17 protein-coding genes and 5 tRNA genes are annotated in these 14,928 nt (G+C 69.3%); 16 read left to right on the top strand and 6 right to left on the bottom strand.

Annotation, left to right across the window (positions count from 1 at the left end; genetic code table 11):
* Window positions 1-70: 70 nt before the first annotated feature.
* From ACFZDJ_RS30730 to ACFZDJ_RS30695, 8 genes are all read left to right on the top strand, one after another.
* Complete coding sequence (locus ACFZDJ_RS30730) at window positions 71-859, top strand: fumarylacetoacetate hydrolase family protein (protein WP_101400869.1); 789 nt, start codon at window positions 71-73, stop codon at window positions 857-859.
* Window positions 852-2,360 carry a glutamate--tRNA ligase gene (gene gltX, locus ACFZDJ_RS30725; RefSeq protein WP_385377882.1) on the top strand — a complete coding sequence of 503 codons (1,509 nt, stop codon included), beginning with the start codon at window positions 852-854 and terminating at the stop codon, window positions 2,358-2,360. The genes ACFZDJ_RS30730 and gltX overlap by 8 nt, the downstream gene beginning before the upstream one ends.
* A gap of 191 nt (window positions 2,361-2,551) precedes the next feature.
* Window positions 2,552-3,307: an HAD-IA family hydrolase gene (locus ACFZDJ_RS30720; protein WP_390933627.1), complete on the top strand. Its 756-nt coding sequence runs from the start codon at window positions 2,552-2,554 to the stop codon at window positions 3,305-3,307.
* A gap of 91 nt (window positions 3,308-3,398) precedes the next feature.
* Window positions 3,399-3,470 (top strand) — tRNA-Gln (locus ACFZDJ_RS30715).
* 42 nt (window positions 3,471-3,512) lie between these two features.
* Window positions 3,513-3,585, top strand: a tRNA-Glu gene (locus ACFZDJ_RS30710).
* Between the two features lie 62 nt (window positions 3,586-3,647).
* Window positions 3,648-3,720, top strand: a tRNA-Glu gene (locus ACFZDJ_RS30705).
* Between the two features lie 20 nt (window positions 3,721-3,740).
* Window positions 3,741-3,812 (top strand) — tRNA-Gln (locus ACFZDJ_RS30700).
* A gap of 20 nt (window positions 3,813-3,832) precedes the next feature.
* Window positions 3,833-3,905: transfer RNA gene (locus ACFZDJ_RS30695), tRNA-Glu, on the top strand.
* Window positions 3,906-4,035: 130 nt separating this feature from the next.
* Here ACFZDJ_RS30695 and ACFZDJ_RS30690 read toward each other — a convergent pair.
* Complete coding sequence (locus ACFZDJ_RS30690) at window positions 4,036-4,680, bottom strand: MerR family transcriptional regulator (protein WP_390933626.1); 645 nt, start codon at window positions 4,678-4,680, stop codon at window positions 4,036-4,038.
* Between the two features lie 79 nt (window positions 4,681-4,759).
* Between ACFZDJ_RS30690 and ACFZDJ_RS30685 the strand changes: the two genes are divergently transcribed.
* Window positions 4,760-5,293, top strand: a complete 534-nt coding sequence (locus tag ACFZDJ_RS30685) for a monooxygenase family protein (RefSeq protein ID WP_391063658.1) — start codon at window positions 4,760-4,762, stop codon at window positions 5,291-5,293.
* A gap of 87 nt (window positions 5,294-5,380) precedes the next feature.
* Here ACFZDJ_RS30685 and ndgR read toward each other — a convergent pair whose 3' ends face one another.
* Complete coding sequence (gene ndgR, locus ACFZDJ_RS30680; protein WP_015036427.1) at window positions 5,381-6,097, bottom strand: IclR family transcriptional regulator NdgR; 717 nt, start codon at window positions 6,095-6,097, stop codon at window positions 5,381-5,383.
* 189 nt (window positions 6,098-6,286) lie between these two features.
* Between ndgR and leuC the strand changes: the two genes are divergently transcribed.
* The 4 genes from leuC to ACFZDJ_RS30660 all read left to right on the top strand — a co-directional run bounded on the left by leuC (window position 6,287) and on the right by ACFZDJ_RS30660 (window position 9,606).
* A complete protein-coding gene (leuC, locus tag ACFZDJ_RS30675) occupies window positions 6,287-7,711 on the top strand; it encodes a 3-isopropylmalate dehydratase large subunit (RefSeq protein WP_384911852.1) in 1,425 nt (474 codons plus the stop codon).
* A 6-nt stretch (window positions 7,712-7,717) separates the two neighbouring features.
* Window positions 7,718-8,311 carry a 3-isopropylmalate dehydratase small subunit gene (gene leuD / locus ACFZDJ_RS30670; RefSeq protein ID WP_391063655.1) on the top strand — a complete coding sequence of 198 codons (594 nt, stop codon included), beginning with the start codon at window positions 7,718-7,720 and terminating at the stop codon, window positions 8,309-8,311.
* 266 nt (window positions 8,312-8,577) lie between these two features.
* Window positions 8,578-8,808 carry a hypothetical protein gene (locus ACFZDJ_RS30665; RefSeq protein WP_101400876.1) on the top strand — a complete coding sequence of 77 codons (231 nt, stop codon included), beginning with the start codon at window positions 8,578-8,580 and terminating at the stop codon, window positions 8,806-8,808.
* Between the two features lie 138 nt (window positions 8,809-8,946).
* Window positions 8,947-9,606: an HU family DNA-binding protein gene (locus ACFZDJ_RS30660; RefSeq protein WP_054235399.1), complete on the top strand. Its 660-nt coding sequence runs from the start codon at window positions 8,947-8,949 to the stop codon at window positions 9,604-9,606.
* Window positions 9,607-9,745: 139 nt separating this feature from the next.
* On the opposite strand, the gene ACFZDJ_RS30655 is transcribed toward ACFZDJ_RS30660, so the two are convergent.
* Together ACFZDJ_RS30655 and cofC are read right to left on the bottom strand one after the other, a co-directional pair.
* On the bottom strand, window positions 9,746-9,949 hold the full coding sequence (locus ACFZDJ_RS30655; protein WP_054235398.1) for a hypothetical protein: 204 nt from the start codon (window positions 9,947-9,949) through the stop codon (window positions 9,746-9,748).
* Between the two features lie 93 nt (window positions 9,950-10,042).
* The gene (gene cofC, locus ACFZDJ_RS30650) at window positions 10,043-10,690 is read right to left on the bottom strand and encodes a 2-phospho-L-lactate guanylyltransferase (protein WP_391063653.1); all 648 of its coding nucleotides are present in this window, start codon (window positions 10,688-10,690) and stop codon (window positions 10,043-10,045) included.
* Between the two features lie 145 nt (window positions 10,691-10,835).
* Between cofC and ACFZDJ_RS30645 the strand changes: the two genes are divergently transcribed.
* The 3 genes from ACFZDJ_RS30645 (at window position 10,836) to ACFZDJ_RS30635 (ending at window position 13,944) form a co-directional block, all read left to right on the top strand.
* Window positions 10,836-11,642 carry a 1-acyl-sn-glycerol-3-phosphate acyltransferase gene (locus ACFZDJ_RS30645; protein WP_168511532.1) on the top strand — a complete coding sequence of 269 codons (807 nt, stop codon included), beginning with the start codon at window positions 10,836-10,838 and terminating at the stop codon, window positions 11,640-11,642.
* Window positions 11,639-12,649 (top strand): NAD(P)H-dependent glycerol-3-phosphate dehydrogenase, encoded by a 1,011-nt coding sequence (locus tag ACFZDJ_RS30640; RefSeq protein WP_168511534.1) that lies wholly within the window; start codon window positions 11,639-11,641, stop codon window positions 12,647-12,649. The genes ACFZDJ_RS30645 and ACFZDJ_RS30640 overlap by 4 nt, the downstream gene beginning before the upstream one ends.
* Before the next feature lie 137 nt (window positions 12,650-12,786).
* Window positions 12,787-13,944: a D-alanine--D-alanine ligase family protein gene (locus ACFZDJ_RS30635; protein ID WP_168511536.1), complete on the top strand. Its 1,158-nt coding sequence runs from the start codon at window positions 12,787-12,789 to the stop codon at window positions 13,942-13,944.
* 57 nt (window positions 13,945-14,001) lie between these two features.
* Here ACFZDJ_RS30635 and ACFZDJ_RS30630 read toward each other — a convergent pair whose 3' ends face one another.
* Window positions 14,002-14,496: a DUF3515 family protein gene (locus ACFZDJ_RS30630; protein WP_390933622.1), complete on the bottom strand. Its 495-nt coding sequence runs from the start codon at window positions 14,494-14,496 to the stop codon at window positions 14,002-14,004.
* Window positions 14,497-14,516: 20 nt separating this feature from the next.
* On the bottom strand, window positions 14,517-14,750 hold the full coding sequence (locus tag ACFZDJ_RS30625; protein WP_103548548.1) for an Lrp/AsnC family transcriptional regulator: 234 nt from the start codon (window positions 14,748-14,750) through the stop codon (window positions 14,517-14,519).
* Window positions 14,751-14,928: the final 178 nt, after the last annotated feature.

Below are 14,928 nucleotides of genomic sequence, written 5' to 3'. Positions count from 1 at the left end.
CTCGGCCCCCTCCCCGCGTTAGCCTGGAGCGTCAGACTCCAGCCAGCTCAGTGAGGGGCGCAAGGATCCCGTGCGCATCGCCAGGTTCTCCATCGACGGCAACGTCGCTTTCGGCGCGGTCGAGGGCGACAAGCCGGACGAACTCGTCCTCGACATCATCAAGGGCATTCCGTTCGCGGACTTCGAGCTCTCCGGTACGAAGGTCCCGCTGAGCAAGGTACGGCTGCTGCCGCCGGTGCTCCCGAACAAGGTCGTGGCCTTCGGCCGCAACTACGCGGAGCACGCGAAGGAGCTCGGCAACGAGGTGCCCGACGCCCCGTTCGCCTTCTTCAAGCCGTCGACCTCGGTGATCGGTCCCGGCGACGACATCCAGTACCCCTCCTTCTCCAGCGAGCTGCACCACGAGGCCGAGCTCGCCGTGGTCATCGGCCGCATGTGCCGCGAGGTCCCGCGCGAGCGCGTCAAGGACGTCATCCTCGGTTACACCTGCGCCAACGACGTCACCGCGCGTGACGTCCAGAAGCGCGAGAAGCAGTGGGCCCGGGCCAAGGGCTTCGACAACTCCTGCCCGCTCGGCCCCTGGGTGGAGACGGACCTCGACCTCGCCGCGATCGCCGAGGGCATCACGATCCAGTGCACGGTCAACGGCGCGCAGCGCCAGCTCGGCCGCACCAGCGAGATGATCCACTCCGTCGAGGACCTGATCGTCAACATCACCGAGGCCATGACGCTGCTCCCCGGCGACGTGATCCTCACCGGCACCCCGGCTGGGGTCGGCCCCCTGAACGTCGGCGACGAGGTCGCCGTCACCATCGAAGGCATCGGCACTCTCACCAACAAGGTGATCAAGCGTGGCTAACGCGAACTCCCCCAAGTCCTCGACTCCGCTCGGACAGGGGGTGCCCCCACGCGTACGTTTCTGTCCGTCCCCGACCGGCAACCCCCACGTGGGCCTGGTCCGCACCGCCCTGTTCAACTGGGCGTTCGCCCGGCACAACGAAGGCACCCTGGTCTTCCGCATCGAGGACACCGACGCGGCCCGCGACTCCGAGGAGTCGTACAACCAGCTGCTCGACTCGATGCGCTGGCTGGGCTTCGACTGGGACGAGGGCCCCGAGATCGGCGGCCCGCACGCGCCGTACCGTCAGTCGCAGCGCATGGACATCTACAAGGATGTCGCCCAGAAGCTGCTGGACGCCGGCCACGCGTACCACTGCTACTGCTCCACCGAGGAGCTGGACGCCCGCCGCGAGGCCGCCCGTGCCGCCGGCAAGCCCTCCGGCTACGACGGCCACTGTCGCGACCTCACCGACGAGCAGAAGGCCGCCTACGTGGCCGAGGGTCGCACGGCCATCGTCCGCTTCCGGATGCCCGACGAGGCGATCACCTTCGACGACCTGGTCCGCGGCGAGATCACCTACCTTCCGGAGAACGTCCCGGACTACGGCATCGTCCGTGCCAACGGCGCGCCGCTGTACACCCTGGTCAACCCGGTCGACGACGCCCTGATGGAGATCACCCACGTCCTGCGCGGCGAGGACCTGCTCTCCTCCACCCCGCGGCAGATCGCCCTCTACAAGGCGCTGACCGAGCTGGGCATCGCCAAGGAGACCCCGGCCTTCGGTCACCTCCCGTATGTGATGGGCGAGGGCAACAAGAAGCTCTCCAAGCGCGACCCGGAGTCCTCGCTCAACCTCTACAGGGAGCGCGGTTTCCTCCCCGAGGGCCTGCTGAACTACCTCTCCCTGCTCGGCTGGTCGCTCTCGGCGGACCGCGACATCTTCTCCATCGACGAGATGGTCGCCGCCTTCGACGTCACGGACGTGAACCCGAACCCGGCCCGCTTCGACCTGAAGAAGTGCGAGGCGATCAACGCCGACCACATCCGCCTGCTCGACGTGAAGGACTTCACCGAGCGCTGTGCCCCCTGGCTGCGGGCCCCGTTCGCCCCCTGGGCGCCACAGGACTTCGACGAGGCGAAGTGGCAGGCGATCGCCCCGCACGCCCAGTCGCGGATGAAGGTCCTCTCCGAGATCACGGACAACGTCGACTTCCTGTTCCTGCCGGAGCCGGCCGTCGACGAGGCCTCCTGGACGAAGGCCATGAAGGAGGGCAGCGACGCCCTGCTCCGCACGGCCCGCGAGAAGCTGGACGCCGCCGACTGGTCCTCCCCGGAGTCCCTCAAGGAGGCCGTCCTGGCCGCCGGTGAGGAGCACGGCCTCAAGCTCGGCAAGGCCCAGGCCCCGGTCCGCGTCGCCGTCACCGGCCGTACGGTGGGCCTGCCGCTCTTCGAGTCCCTGCAGATCCTGGGCAAGGAGAAGACCCTGGCCCGCATCGACGCGGCGCTGGCGAAGCTGTAGCCGCACGTCGTACGACGAGACGAGGGGGCGACGTCCGGTTCGGACGCCGCCCCCTCGTCGTGTGCCGTGGCGCCGCGCCCGGCCCAACTTCCGCCCGTAGGGCGACGGTCGAGGCCGTCGCCGACGGTTCACCGGCGCGACAAGCGTCAACCGGCCGACACGGGAAGCACACTCCGGGATACCGTCGAACCATGACCATCAGGGCCGTGATCTGGGACGTGGACGACACCCTCTTCGACTACACCACCGCCGACCGCACCGGCATGCACGGTCATCTGGCGGCCGAGGGGCTGCTCGACGCGTACGAGTCCGCCGAGCAGGCCCTCGCGTACTGGCGGGAGATCACCGACCAGCAGTGGGCGCGCTTCTCGGCGGGGGAGACCGACTTCGAGGGGCAGCGCCGGGAACGTGTCCGGGTCTTCCTGGGCGAGCGGCTGACGGACGCCGAGGCCGACGCCTGGTTCCAGCGGTACTTCACGCACTACGAGGCCGCCTGGACGCTCTTCCCGGACGTGCTGCCCGTCCTGGACGCACTCGCCGAAAGTCACCGGCACGGGGTGCTGTCGAACTCCAGCCTCACCGTCCAGGACCGCAAGCTGCGCGTCCTCGGCGTGCGCGACCGCTTCGAGGCCGTCCTGTGCGCCGCCGAGCTCGGCGTCTCCAAGCCGGACGCCCAGGCCTTCCACGCGGCCTGCGAGGCCCTGGAACTCGCCCCGCGGCAGGTCGCGTACGTCGGCGACCACCCGGAGATCGACGGGCGAGGAGCCGCAGACGCCGGTCTGCTGTCGGTCTGGCTCGACCGCGACGGCGGCCGGGCCGTCGTCGACACGCCCGTCGACACGCCCATCGACAGGCCCGTCGGCCCGCACCGGATCGCCTCGCTGGCCGAACTCCCCGCGATCGTCGGCGCCGATACCCGTTTTGGAGCGCCGTCCACCTTCAGGTAATGTTCTTCCTGCGCCGCCGGAGAGCGGGCCGAAAGGTCCGGAACCGGAGGCGCAAGCTAAAACAAGATCCCCGCAGGGGATTGAGTTTCAGTGGCCTATGGTGTAATTGGCAGCACGACGGTTTCTGGTTCCGTTAGTCTAGGTTCGAGTCCTGGTAGGCCAGCTCGCAGAGCTCATCTGCAAACGCGGAGATCGATTCCGCAACGCCCCCGTTGTGTAGCGGCCTAGCACGCTGCCCTCTCAAGGCAGTAGCGCCGGTTCGAATCCGGTCGGGGGTACAGATCCTTCCCAGGAAGGCAGTCCGGGTCGCACCCGCTGCCTCTCATGCAGGATCGCTAGGGCCCCCGTTGTGTAGCGGCCTAGCACGCCGCCCTCTCAAGGCGGTAGCGCCGGTTCGAATCCGGTCGGGGGTACTCGGTGGTCTAGACCACTTTGGGCTATGGTGTAATTGGCAACACGACGGTTTCTGGTTCCGTTGTTCTAGGTTCGAGTCCTGGTAGCCCAGCTGGATCAGTTGTGATCCTTGCCCCCGTTGTGTAGCGGCCTAGCACGCCGCCCTCTCAAGGCGGTAGCGCCGGTTCGAATCCGGTCGGGGGTACGTGAGTCCGATGGGCCTCCACTTCGGTGGGGGTCCATCGGCGTTTGTGGGGTCCTGGAGCCGGCGGTGCCGCCCGCTGGGTTCACGGACTCCGCCGCCCCGCACTCCGCCGCCCCGGATGTCGTACGCGTCACTCGATGCCGTAGCGCCGAGCCGACTCCTCCTCCTGGGCCAGCCGGTGCAGCGCCTTGAGGACCGGCTCGAAGAGAACCGCCGCCGCGACCGCCGTCTCGACCTTCTCCTCCTCCGAGGGATGCTTCTCCAGGAAGTCCAGGTCGTGGACAGCCGCCTGGTGCATCAACTGCGCGTACGGCGCCATGAGTTCGGCGTCCCAGGCGTAGCCGAGCCGGATGAGCGTGGCCACCGCCGACACCAGGGAGCGGTGCACGGGGGAGAGGGTGCTCAGCTCCCGGGCGGTCTCCCAGCCCAGCGACTCCAGCAGTCGGTCCACCTCTTGGCGCGCGGACTGGACGGCCGGGTCCCGCTCGTCCGGTTCGGGCTCCTGCGGCAGCGCCCACAGGGCCGCGCCCAGCCGGATCGTCCGGCCCAGGGACTCGTCGTCGACGTGCCCGAGGATCTCCTTGGCCGTCGCCACGGGGACCCGGCCCGCCTGGATCAGCGCCCGCACCAGCCGCAGCCGGCGCAGATGGCTCTCGTCGTACTCCGCCGTCGTCGCACTGATCCGGCGGCCCGGAGCCAACAGCCCCTCGCGCAGGTAGTACTTGATCGTCGCGGTGGACACCCCGCTGCGCTCGCTCAACTCCGACAGCCGCATCCCTTGCGCCCTTCCTTGGGTGGCGGCACTATCCAAACAGATGTCATCGGATAGTGCCGCTGACCAACAGGGGGACGACATGTTCGGGAAGCCCGTGGCCGCTGGCCGTACGACCGCGGCAGCCGAGGGGGACGTGGTCGTCCTGTTGATCGGCATGCGTGTCCACCACTTCTGGGCGGTGCACCAGTGGGTACCGGTGTTCTTCGCCATGCTGCGCATGGTGCGCGACCTGGAGAAGGACGGCAGCCGAGGCCTGCTCGGCCGGGTGCTGCTGACGGCGTCACCACGGACGTACTACGTCGTCCAGTACTGGGAGTCCAAGGAGAAGCTGTACGCGTACGCGTCGGCGCCCGACATGTTCCATCACAAGGTGTGGGCGATCATCAACCGCAAGGAACGGGCGGGGAAGGTGCGGCAGCACGTGGGGATCTGGCACGAGGCGTATGTGGTGCCGGAGGGGTCGTACGAGTCGATCTACGCGGACATGCCGCCCTTCGGGCTCGCGGCCGCGTACGGGGCGTTGCCCGTGGAGAAGCGGGGGCGGCGGGCGGCGGACCGGTTCGCTCACCGGTCGCCCAAGGCGGGGGCGGAGGCCGGGGGAGCGGCGGGTTGATCGGATCGTGCGGGTAGGTGTCCGGGGGATGAGCCTGCCGCGGCGTTGAGGCCGGCTCGTCCCCGGGTGTCGTACCGGAGGTGTGACTCAGCCCGTGCGGCGGAGGGCCTCGGAGAGGCGGGCGGCGGCGTCGATGACCGCCTGGGCGTGCATACGGCCCGGGTGCCGGGTCAGGCGCTCGATCGGACCGGAGACCGAGACGGCGGCCACCACCCGGTTCGAGGGACCGCGTACGGGCGCGGAGACCGACGCGACGCCCGGCTCGCGCTCGCCGATCGACTGGGCCCAGCCCCGGCGCCGTACGCCCGAGAGCGCCGTGGCGGTGAAGCGGGCGCCCTGGAGACCGCGGTGCAGGCGCTCCGGCTCCTCCCAGGCCATCAGGATCTGCGCCGAGGAGCCGGCCTTCATCGTCAGCGTCGAGCCGACCGGGACCGTGTCCCGCAGGCCGGACAGGCGCTCGGCCGCGGCGACGCAGATGCGCATGTCGCCCTGGCGGCGGTAGAGCTGGGCGCTCTCGCCCGTGACGTCGCGCAGATGCGTGAGCACCGGGCCGGCCGTCGCGAGGAGACGGTCCTCGCCCGCGGCCGCGGCCAGCTCGGCGAGGCGGGGGCCGAGAATGAAGCGGCCCTGCATGTCACGCGCCACCATGCGGTGGTGTTCAAGTGCCACGGCGAGGCGATGTGCCGTGGGTCGTGCCAGTCCGGTCGCCGCGACCAGTCCCGCGAGGGTGGCCGGACCGGACTCCAGAGCGCTCAGGACAAGGGCTGCCTTGTCCAGAACGCCGACGCCGCTACTGTTGTCCATGCAACGATACTCGCGTCTCACTCTGTGAAACGCAAGTTCAATTTTCGGTGGAACGCGCCACCCTTGTAGACACAGCGGCCCGCGGACCAACGGGCCCGGTGGAGGGCGTCCGGACAAGGGGTACGGACGCCGCCGCCCCGGAAATCTCTAGTTGGGCCGGCGCCACACAGGCCGGCCGGAGGGAAAGCGATGGGTAGGACACTCGCGGAGAAGGTCTGGGACGACCATGTCGTCCGGCGCGCCGAGGGCGAGCCCGACCTCCTCTTCATCGATCTGCACCTGCTGCACGAGGTGACCAGCCCGCAGGCCTTCGACGGCCTCCGCCAGGCGGGGCGTCCCGTGCGCCGTCTCGACCTCACCATCGCCACCGAGGATCACAACACCCCGACCCTCGACATCGACAAGCCCATCGCGGACCCGGTCTCCCGGGCTCAGCTGGAGACCCTGCGCAAGAACTGTGCCGAGTTCGGTGTACGGCTGCACTCGCTGGGTGACGTCGAGCAGGGCGTCGTCCACGTGGTGGGACCGCAGCTGGGTCTGACCCAGCCCGGCACCACCGTGGTCTGTGGCGACTCCCACACCTCCACGCACGGCGCCTTCGGCGCGCTGGCGTTCGGCATCGGCACCTCGCAGGTCGAGCACGTGCTGGCCACCCAGACGCTGCCGCTGGCCCGCCCCAAGACCATGGCCATCACGGTCGACGGCGAGCTGCCCGAGGGCGTCACCGCCAAGGACCTGATCCTGGCGATCATCGCCAAGATCGGTACGGGTGGCGGCCAGGGCTACATCCTGGAATACCGCGGCTCCGCCATCGAGAAGCTCTCGATGGAAGCCCGGATGACCATCTGCAACATGTCGATCGAGGCCGGTGCCCGCGCGGGCATGATCGCCCCCGACGAGACCACCTTCGAGTACCTCAAGGGCCGTGCGCACGCCCCCGAGGGCGAGGAGTGGGACGCCGCGGTCGCGTACTGGAAGACCCTGAAGACGGACGAGGACGCGGTCTTCGACGCCGAGGTGGTCATCGACGGCCCGTCGCTGGCGCCGTTCGTCACCTGGGGCACCAACCCGGGCCAGGGAGCGCCGCTTTCGGCGTCCGTCCCCGACCCGGCTTCGTACGAAGACGCTTCGGAGCGCATGGCCGCCGAAAAGGCCCTGGAGTACATGGGGTTGACCGCCGGACAGCCGCTGCGCGACATCAAGGTCGACACCGTCTTCGTAGGTTCGTGCACCAACGGCCGCATCGAGGATCTGCGCGCCGCCGCCTCGATCGTCGAGGGCCGCAAAGTCGCCGACGGCGTACGGATGCTGGTGGTCCCCGGTTCCGCGCGGGTCGGTCTGCAGGCCGTCTCCGAGGGCCTGGACGTGGTCTTCAAGGAGGCTGGCGCCGAGTGGCGGCACGCGGGCTGCTCGATGTGCCTGGGCATGAACCCCGACCAGCTGGCCCCCGGTGAGCGCTCCGCGTCCACCTCGAACCGTAACTTCGAGGGCAGGCAGGGCAAGGGCGGCCGTACGCACCTCGTATCGCCGCAGGTGGCCGCCGCGACCGCGGTGCTGGGCCACCTGGCCTCCCCGGCCGACCTGTCCGACGCCCCCGTGCCCGCTGGAGTCTGAGAAGTCATGGAAGCATTCATCACGCACACCGGCCGGGCCGTTCCGCTGCGGCGCAGCAACGTCGACACCGACCAGATCATCCCCGCCCACTGGCTCAAGAAGGTGACCAGGGACGGTTTCGAGGACGGGCTGTTCGAGGCCTGGCGCAAGGACCCGTCCTTCATCCTCAACCAGCCCGAGCGCAAGGGCGCCACGGTCCTGGTCGCGGGCCCCGACTTCGGTACCGGCTCCTCCCGTGAGCACGCCGTCTGGGCGCTGCAGAACTACGGCTTCAAGGCCGTCATCTCGTCCCGGTTCGCGGACATCTTCCGGGGCAACTCGCTCAAGAACGGCCTGCTCACGGTGGTTCTGGAGCAGAAGGTCGTGGACGCGCTCCAGGAGCTGACGGAGAAGGACCCCGAGGCCGAGATCACGGTCGACCTGGAGGCCCGCGAAGTGCGCGCCGAGGGCATCACCGCGGCCTTCGAGCTCGACGAGAACGCCCGCTGGCGGCTGCTGAACGGCCTGGACGACATCTCCATCACCCTCCAGAACGAGGGCGGCATCGCGGAGTACGAGGCCAAGCGGCCGTCGTACAAGCCGAAGACGCTCCAGGTCTGACGCCCGGGCCGCTTCGCGGCTGAGGCAGGGCTGATTTCAGCCACCGCAACACCCCTCTGTACCCCCAATCGTGGACGGTTGGGGGTACAGCTGTGTCTGCCTCCGAACGCCCCTTCGGGTGGCCTCAACTCCCCCAGTTACAAAGGAGATTGCCTGGGTACGCGCCTGTTGGGGCCGCGGCGCTCCGGGGCGCTCAGGACCCTCTCCAGGTACGGCAGTTACCCCCTGGGCAGGCGACAACTCGCCCCAGATGGCACAATCTGTGCATGGAACACGACGGCCAACTCGAGCTCTATGCGGCAGTCGCGGCCCAACTGAAGGAAGCGCACACAAGAGTGCGCGCACTGCAAGTCCCGGAGGGCGTACGGATGGCGCTGACCCGGAAGCTGCTGGTCATTACGGCCGTGGCCAAGCACGATCTCGCCGACGCGACAAGGCGGCTGGAGCGGTTCACCACCGACCTCGACGAGGGTCGATTCCTCGAAGGGGAACGCTGAGGAACTCCGCGACAGCCCGAGTTCGTTGCGGCACAAGGGTGATTAGCCCGTTTCGTGTTTGATTTGCGGTATATATCTGCCTAACGTGCGAAAAAGCTTGAACGCATTCGTTCGGGCAATGTCTCCGAAGGGGAAGACGTGAACAAGGCGCAGCTCGTAGAAGCGATTGCCGACAAGGTCGGCGGGCGTCAGCAGGCCGCCGACGCGGTCGACGCCGTACTGGACGCGATCGTCCGTGCAGTTGTCGGCGGGGACCGGGTCTCGGTCACCGGCTTCGGTTCCTTCGAGAAGGTCGACCGTCCGGCTCGTTACGCCCGCAACCCGCAGACCGGTGAGCGTGTTCGGGTCAAGAAGACCTCTGTGCCGCGCTTCCGCGCGGGTCAGGGCTTCAAAGACCTGGTGAGCGGCTCGAAGAAGCTCCCGCGTGGTGGCGAGGTCGCGGTCAAGAAGGCGCCCAAGGGCAGCCTGACCGGCGGCGCCGCGGCGACCGTGAAGAAGGCCGCGGCCAAGAAGGCCACCACCGCCAAGAGGGCGACGGCCGCCAAGAAGACCACCGCCGCCGTGAAGAAGACGGCCGCGAAGAAGACCACCACCGCGGCGAAGAAGACCACGGCGACCGCGAAGAAGACGACCGCCAAGAAGACCACGGCGACCGCCAAGAAGACCGCGGCGAAGAAGACCACCGCCAAGAAGGCGACGGCCAAGAAGGCCCCGGCGAAGAAGGCGACCGCCAAGAAGGCCCCCGCCAAGAAGTCGACGGCTCGCAAGACCACCGCCAAGAAGGCCACCGCCCGCTAGAAGCTGGGGCGCAGGGCAACTCACGCGCCGGGCCGGACTCCCACGGGGAGCCCGGCCCGCGGCGTGTCCGGGATCTGGTGAGAGTGCCTGGTCAGACGGTACGGCGAAGGTCTGGCGAAGGTGCGGTCGGAAGGTCCGGTCAGAAGGTCTGGAGCGTCACCAGGGTGATCCGGCGGGCCTCGCCGTCACCCTCGGTCTCGATGCGCACGCGCTGTCCCGGGCGCAGCAGCCTGAGCCCGCCGGCGTCGAACGCCGCGCCGTCGAAGGGCACCGGCGTGCCGTCGTCGAGCAGCACCTGTCCGCTACGGGTGTCGGGGTCGTACGTGTACGCGGTCGCCTGCATGCCGAAAGCCTATCCAGCGCCGGTGCGCGCCGCCGATGGGTCCGGCGGACCTGACCGGGCTTCGGGAACGCCGGTTCGCGTGGCCAGGTGCCTTCAGGTGCCGGGTTGGCCCGGGATCAGGAGTTTCGCCGCCAGTGTGGCCGTGCGCGGGCCCACCCCCAGGGCGAGCGCCGCGCGCAGATCGTCGCCGGTGTCCACGTCCTGGCGCACGGAATCCACCGCGGTGAGGAGGAGTTCCGCGGCTCCCGAGGCGCGATGACGGGCTCGGGAATCGGTGCCGAAGGCGGGGCGCAATTCCCGGCCGGGGGATGCGGCCAGCAGAGTGGTGCCGATTGCGGCCGCATCGGAGAGAAAAGCACGCGGGAATTCGGCGGCGGCATCGAGTACCCGGGTCAATTCCATGGGACGCAACGCGGGCAGATCGGCGTTCAGGGCGGCCACGGCGCATTCGGGACTTCGGGAGCGTACGGCCGCCGTCCCGTGCGCCAGCGCGGCGTTCAGACCGCCTCCCGGCTCGTCCGGCACGATCCACGCCCCCAGTGCGGCCAGCTCCCGCCCGGCCAGCGCGTCGTCCGTGACGACCGCCACATCGCCGACCGCCGCGCAGGCCAGCGCGGCCGCCACGGTGTCCTGCGCGAAGGCGAGGGCGAGTCCGGGGCGCACCGCGTCGGCGGCGGTGTCCGAGAGCCTGCTCTTGGCCCGCGCCAAGGCTTTGAGGGGGATGACCAAGGTCCACTGCACGAGCGCTCCGTTCCTCCCTTGTCGCGCCCATTGTGACCCGGCACCCCTGGCGGTCCGGACGTCGGGGCGTACGGTGTTCTCGACAGACAGGCGGCCTGGGGCGACACTTGTGCGGCCCCCCAGGCCCTAAGAGGAAGGTGTCCGCGTGCCCCGCCGCAGAATCGGCTTCTGGTACCGCTTCGCAGCGGTCCTCTGCAAACCACCACTAGTGGTTCTGATCAAGCGGGACTGGCGCGGAATGGAGAACATTCCGGCTGAGGGCGGATTTATCACCGCGGTGAACCACAATTCGCATGTGGACCCGTTCGCGTATGCCCACTATCAGTACAACACTGGGCGTGTTCCGCGTTTCCTGGCCAAGGCCGGGCTTTTCAGGAAGGGATTCGTGGGGGCCGCGATGCGCGGCACCGGACAGATCCCCGTGTACCGCGAGAGCACCGACGCGCTGAGCGCGTTCCGGGCCGCGATCGACGCCGTGGAGCGCGGCGAGTGCGTCGCGTTCTACCCCGAGGGCACCCTCACCCGCGACCCCGACGGCTGGCCGATGACCGGCAAGACCGGCGCCGCCCGGGTCGCCCTGCAGACCAAGTGCCCGGTGATTCCGGTCGCCCAGTGGGGTGCCAACGAACTGCTGCCGCCGTACGCCAAGAAGCCCAACCTCCTTCCGCGCAAGACCCACCACGTTCTCGCGGGCCCTCCGGTGGATCTGTCGCGTTTCTACGACAAGGAGATGAGCCCGGACCTCCTGAAGGAGGCCACCGAGGTCATCATGGCCGCCATCACCGCGCAGCTGGAGGAGCTCCGCGGCGAGAAGGCCCCTGAGACGCCCTACGACCCGCGCCAGGTACGGATCGAACAGCGCAGGCGTACCAGGGCCCAGGAGAGGGCTCAGGAGCGGGCACAGGCCGAGCAGCAGGCACAGGCACAGCAGGAAGAGGGGCAGAGCACGTGAGCAAGCCGGTCAAGGCGGCCGTCTTCGGGACCGGATCGTGGGGTACGGCCTTCGGCATGGTGCTCGCCGACGCGGGGTGCGAGGTCACCCTGTGGGCGCGGCGTGCCGAGCTCGTCGAGGCGGTCAACTCCACGCGCACGAACCCGGACTACCTGCCGGGCGTCGAACTCCCCGAGAACCTGCGGGCGACGACCGACGCCGCCGAGGCCGCGCGTGACGCCGATTTCACCGTGCTCGCCGTGCCCTCGCAGACTTTGCGCGGCAATCTCGCCGAGTGGACGCCGCTGCTGGAGCCCGACACGGTCCTGGTCTCCCTCATGAAGGGCGTCGAACTCGGTTCCGCGATGCGGATGAGCGAGGTGATCGAGGACGTCGCCAAGGTCGGCGCCGACCGTATCGCCGTGGTCACAGGACCGAACCTGGCCCGTGAGATCGCCGCCCGGATGCCGGCCGCCGCCGTGGTCGCCTGCACCTCCGAAGCGGTCGCCCAGCGCCTCCAGGCCGCCAGCCACAACCCGTACTTCCGCCCGTACACCAACACCGACGTGGTGGGCTGCGAGCTGGGCGGCGCGGTGAAGAACGTGATCGGTCTCGCCGTCGGCATCGCGGACGGCATGGGTCTGGGCGACAACGCCAAGGGCTCGCTGATCACGCGCGGGCTCGCGGAGACCACCCGACTCGGCGTCGTCATGGGCGCCGACCCGCTGACCTTCTCCGGACTCGCGGGCCTCGGCGACCTGGTGGCCACCTGCTCCTCGCCGCTGTCGCGCAACCACACCTTCGGCACCAACCTCGGCAGGGGCATGACCCTCCAGGAGACCATCGCGGTCACCAAGCAGACCGCCGAGGGCGTCAAGTCCTGTGAGTCCGTGCTGGATCTGGCCCGCAGGCACGGCGTCGACATGCCCATCACCGAGACGGTCGTCGGCATCGTCCACGAGGGCAAGTCGCCGGTCGTCGCGGTCAAGGAGCTGATGGGGCGCAGCGCCAAGCCCGAGCGCCGCTGAGGATCCGCGCCGCGGCGCCGGGAATCAACGCTCCGCAACGGCTCGTACGACGCTGAGCGACCACCCGTGCGACGTTGGACAACGGCCGCGGTGGGGCGCTGACTCAGCGCCGTACCAACGGGTACTCTCAACGCGATATGAGCACCGAGAACCTCCCCCAGAGCCCTGAGCAGCCGCCTCGCAAGCCGCGCGTGGCCGTCGTCTTCGGCGGCCGCAGCTCCGAACACGGGATCTCCGTGGTCACGGCCGGCGCCGTCCTGCGCGCCATCGACCGGACGAAGTACGACGTTCTGCCGATCGGCATCACCCGGGACGGCCGTTGGGCGCTCACCGCCGACGAGCCGGACCGGATGGCCATCGTCGACCGGCGCCAGCCGGACGTGGAGCAGCTCGCCGAGTCGAACGAGGGCGGCGTGATCCTCCCCGTCGACCCGGCCAACCGCGAAGTCGTCTACAGCGAGCCCGGATCGGTCCCCAAGGCCCTGGGCGAGGTCGACGTCGTCTTCCCCATGCTGCACGGCCCCTACGGCGAGGACGGCACCCTCCAGGGCCTCCTGGAGCTCTCCGGAGTCCCGTACGTCGGTGCGGGTGTGCTCGCCTCGGCCGTCGGCCAGGACAAGGAGTACATGAAGCGGGTGTTCACCTCCTTCGGGCTGCCCGTCGGCCCGTACGTGGTGATCCGGCCCCGTGAGTGGGAGCGCGACGAGTCCGCGGCCCGCAAGAAGATCATCGACTTCGCGGGTGAGCACGGCTGGCCGCTGTTCATCAAGCCCGCGCGCGCGGGCTCCTCGATCGGCATCACCAAGGTCGACTCCCTCGAAGGCCTCGACGAGGCGATCGAGGAGGCCCAGCGCCACGACCCGAAGATCATCGTGGAGGCGCTGCTGCGCGGCCGCGAGATCGAGTGCGGGGTGCTGGAGTTCGAGGACGGTCCGCGCGCCAGCGTGCCCGCGGAGATCCCGCCCGTGCAGTCGCACGCGTACTACGACTTCGAGGCGAAGTACATCGACTCGACGCCCGGTCTCGTGCCCGCCCCGCTGACCCCCGAGCAGACCGCCGAGGTCCAGCGGCTCGCGGTCGACGCGTTCGAGGCCGCCTCCTGCGAGGGCCTGGTGCGCGCGGACTTCTTCCTCACCGAGGACGGCGAGTTCGTGATCAACGAGATCAACACCATGCCGGGCTTCACGCCCATCTCCATGTACCCGCAGATGTGGGAGGCGAGCGGCGTGGCCTACCCGGAGCTGGTGGACCGCCTGATCCGGGCGGCGCTGCGCCGCCCGACGGGGCTTCGGTAGACCTGGGGCACCGGGGCTCCGCTCCAGGGCACACGCCCCCGCGCGCACGTGTGTACGTCAGTCGGCGATCCCTTCGGGGATCGCCTTCTTGATGGGCGCGGCCAGGTCGACGAGCGAGTCCGACCCGTCCCGCTGGACCCACTTCTTGGGCACGCTGACCTCGACGTACGCGCGCCGCAGGCTCGTGGTGAAGCGGTACGACCCGTCGTCCTGCTTCTCCATGAGCCAGCCGACGCCGTTCACCTCGCCGCTGAGCGCGTTCTGGTCGCTCATCTTCGCGGGTCGTTCGACACCGCAGCGCAGTATGATCGCCGGGCTTCCCCAGCCCGCGGTCAACGCGGACCGGGGCTCGGGATCGTTCCGGTCGAGGCCGTCGATCTTCTTCGGCAGCACCTTGTCCAGGTTCTGACACAGTCCGGTGACCTTCGCCTCCGGGCTGGGAACCGCGGCCGATCCGCCGTCGTCTGCTGAGGAGCAGCCTGTGGCGGCGATCAACAGGGCGAGAACGGGCAGCCCGAAGAGAGCGGTGTGCCGGTGACGGGAGAAGTTCACCGGCCAAGGGTAGACGGGGGCTAGAGGTGCACCACCGGGCAGGTCAGCGTACGGGTGATGCCGTCCACTTGCTGGACTTTCGCGACCACCATGCGGCCGAGTGCGTCGACCGTGTCGGCCTGGGCGCGCACGATCACGTCGTACGGTCCTGTCACGTCCTCGGCCTGGATCACCCCCGGGATCTTGCTGATCGTCTCGGCGACGGTCGACGCTTTGCCGACCTCCGTCTGGATCAGGATGTACGCCTGTACCACGGAACCTCCAGGGCGGCCACGAGGATCATGTGGGGAAAAGGAACGCCACGGTATCGCGTCGCCGCTCGCCACGGGGAGACCCGCGGTGGCTGGGGCTTGCGCGCCGGGGTGCACGGACTGCACAAGTTGACGGTCAACTCGACCGTACCGAGTACAGAGACGGCTCGCGACCGGGCAC

The organism is Streptomyces sp. NPDC007896 (assembly GCF_042959425.1).
GTDB lineage: Bacteria > Actinomycetota > Actinomycetes > Streptomycetales > Streptomycetaceae > Streptomyces.
The sequence above is the reverse complement of the archived record's forward strand: the minus strand, read 5'-3'. Positions and strand labels throughout refer to the sequence as shown.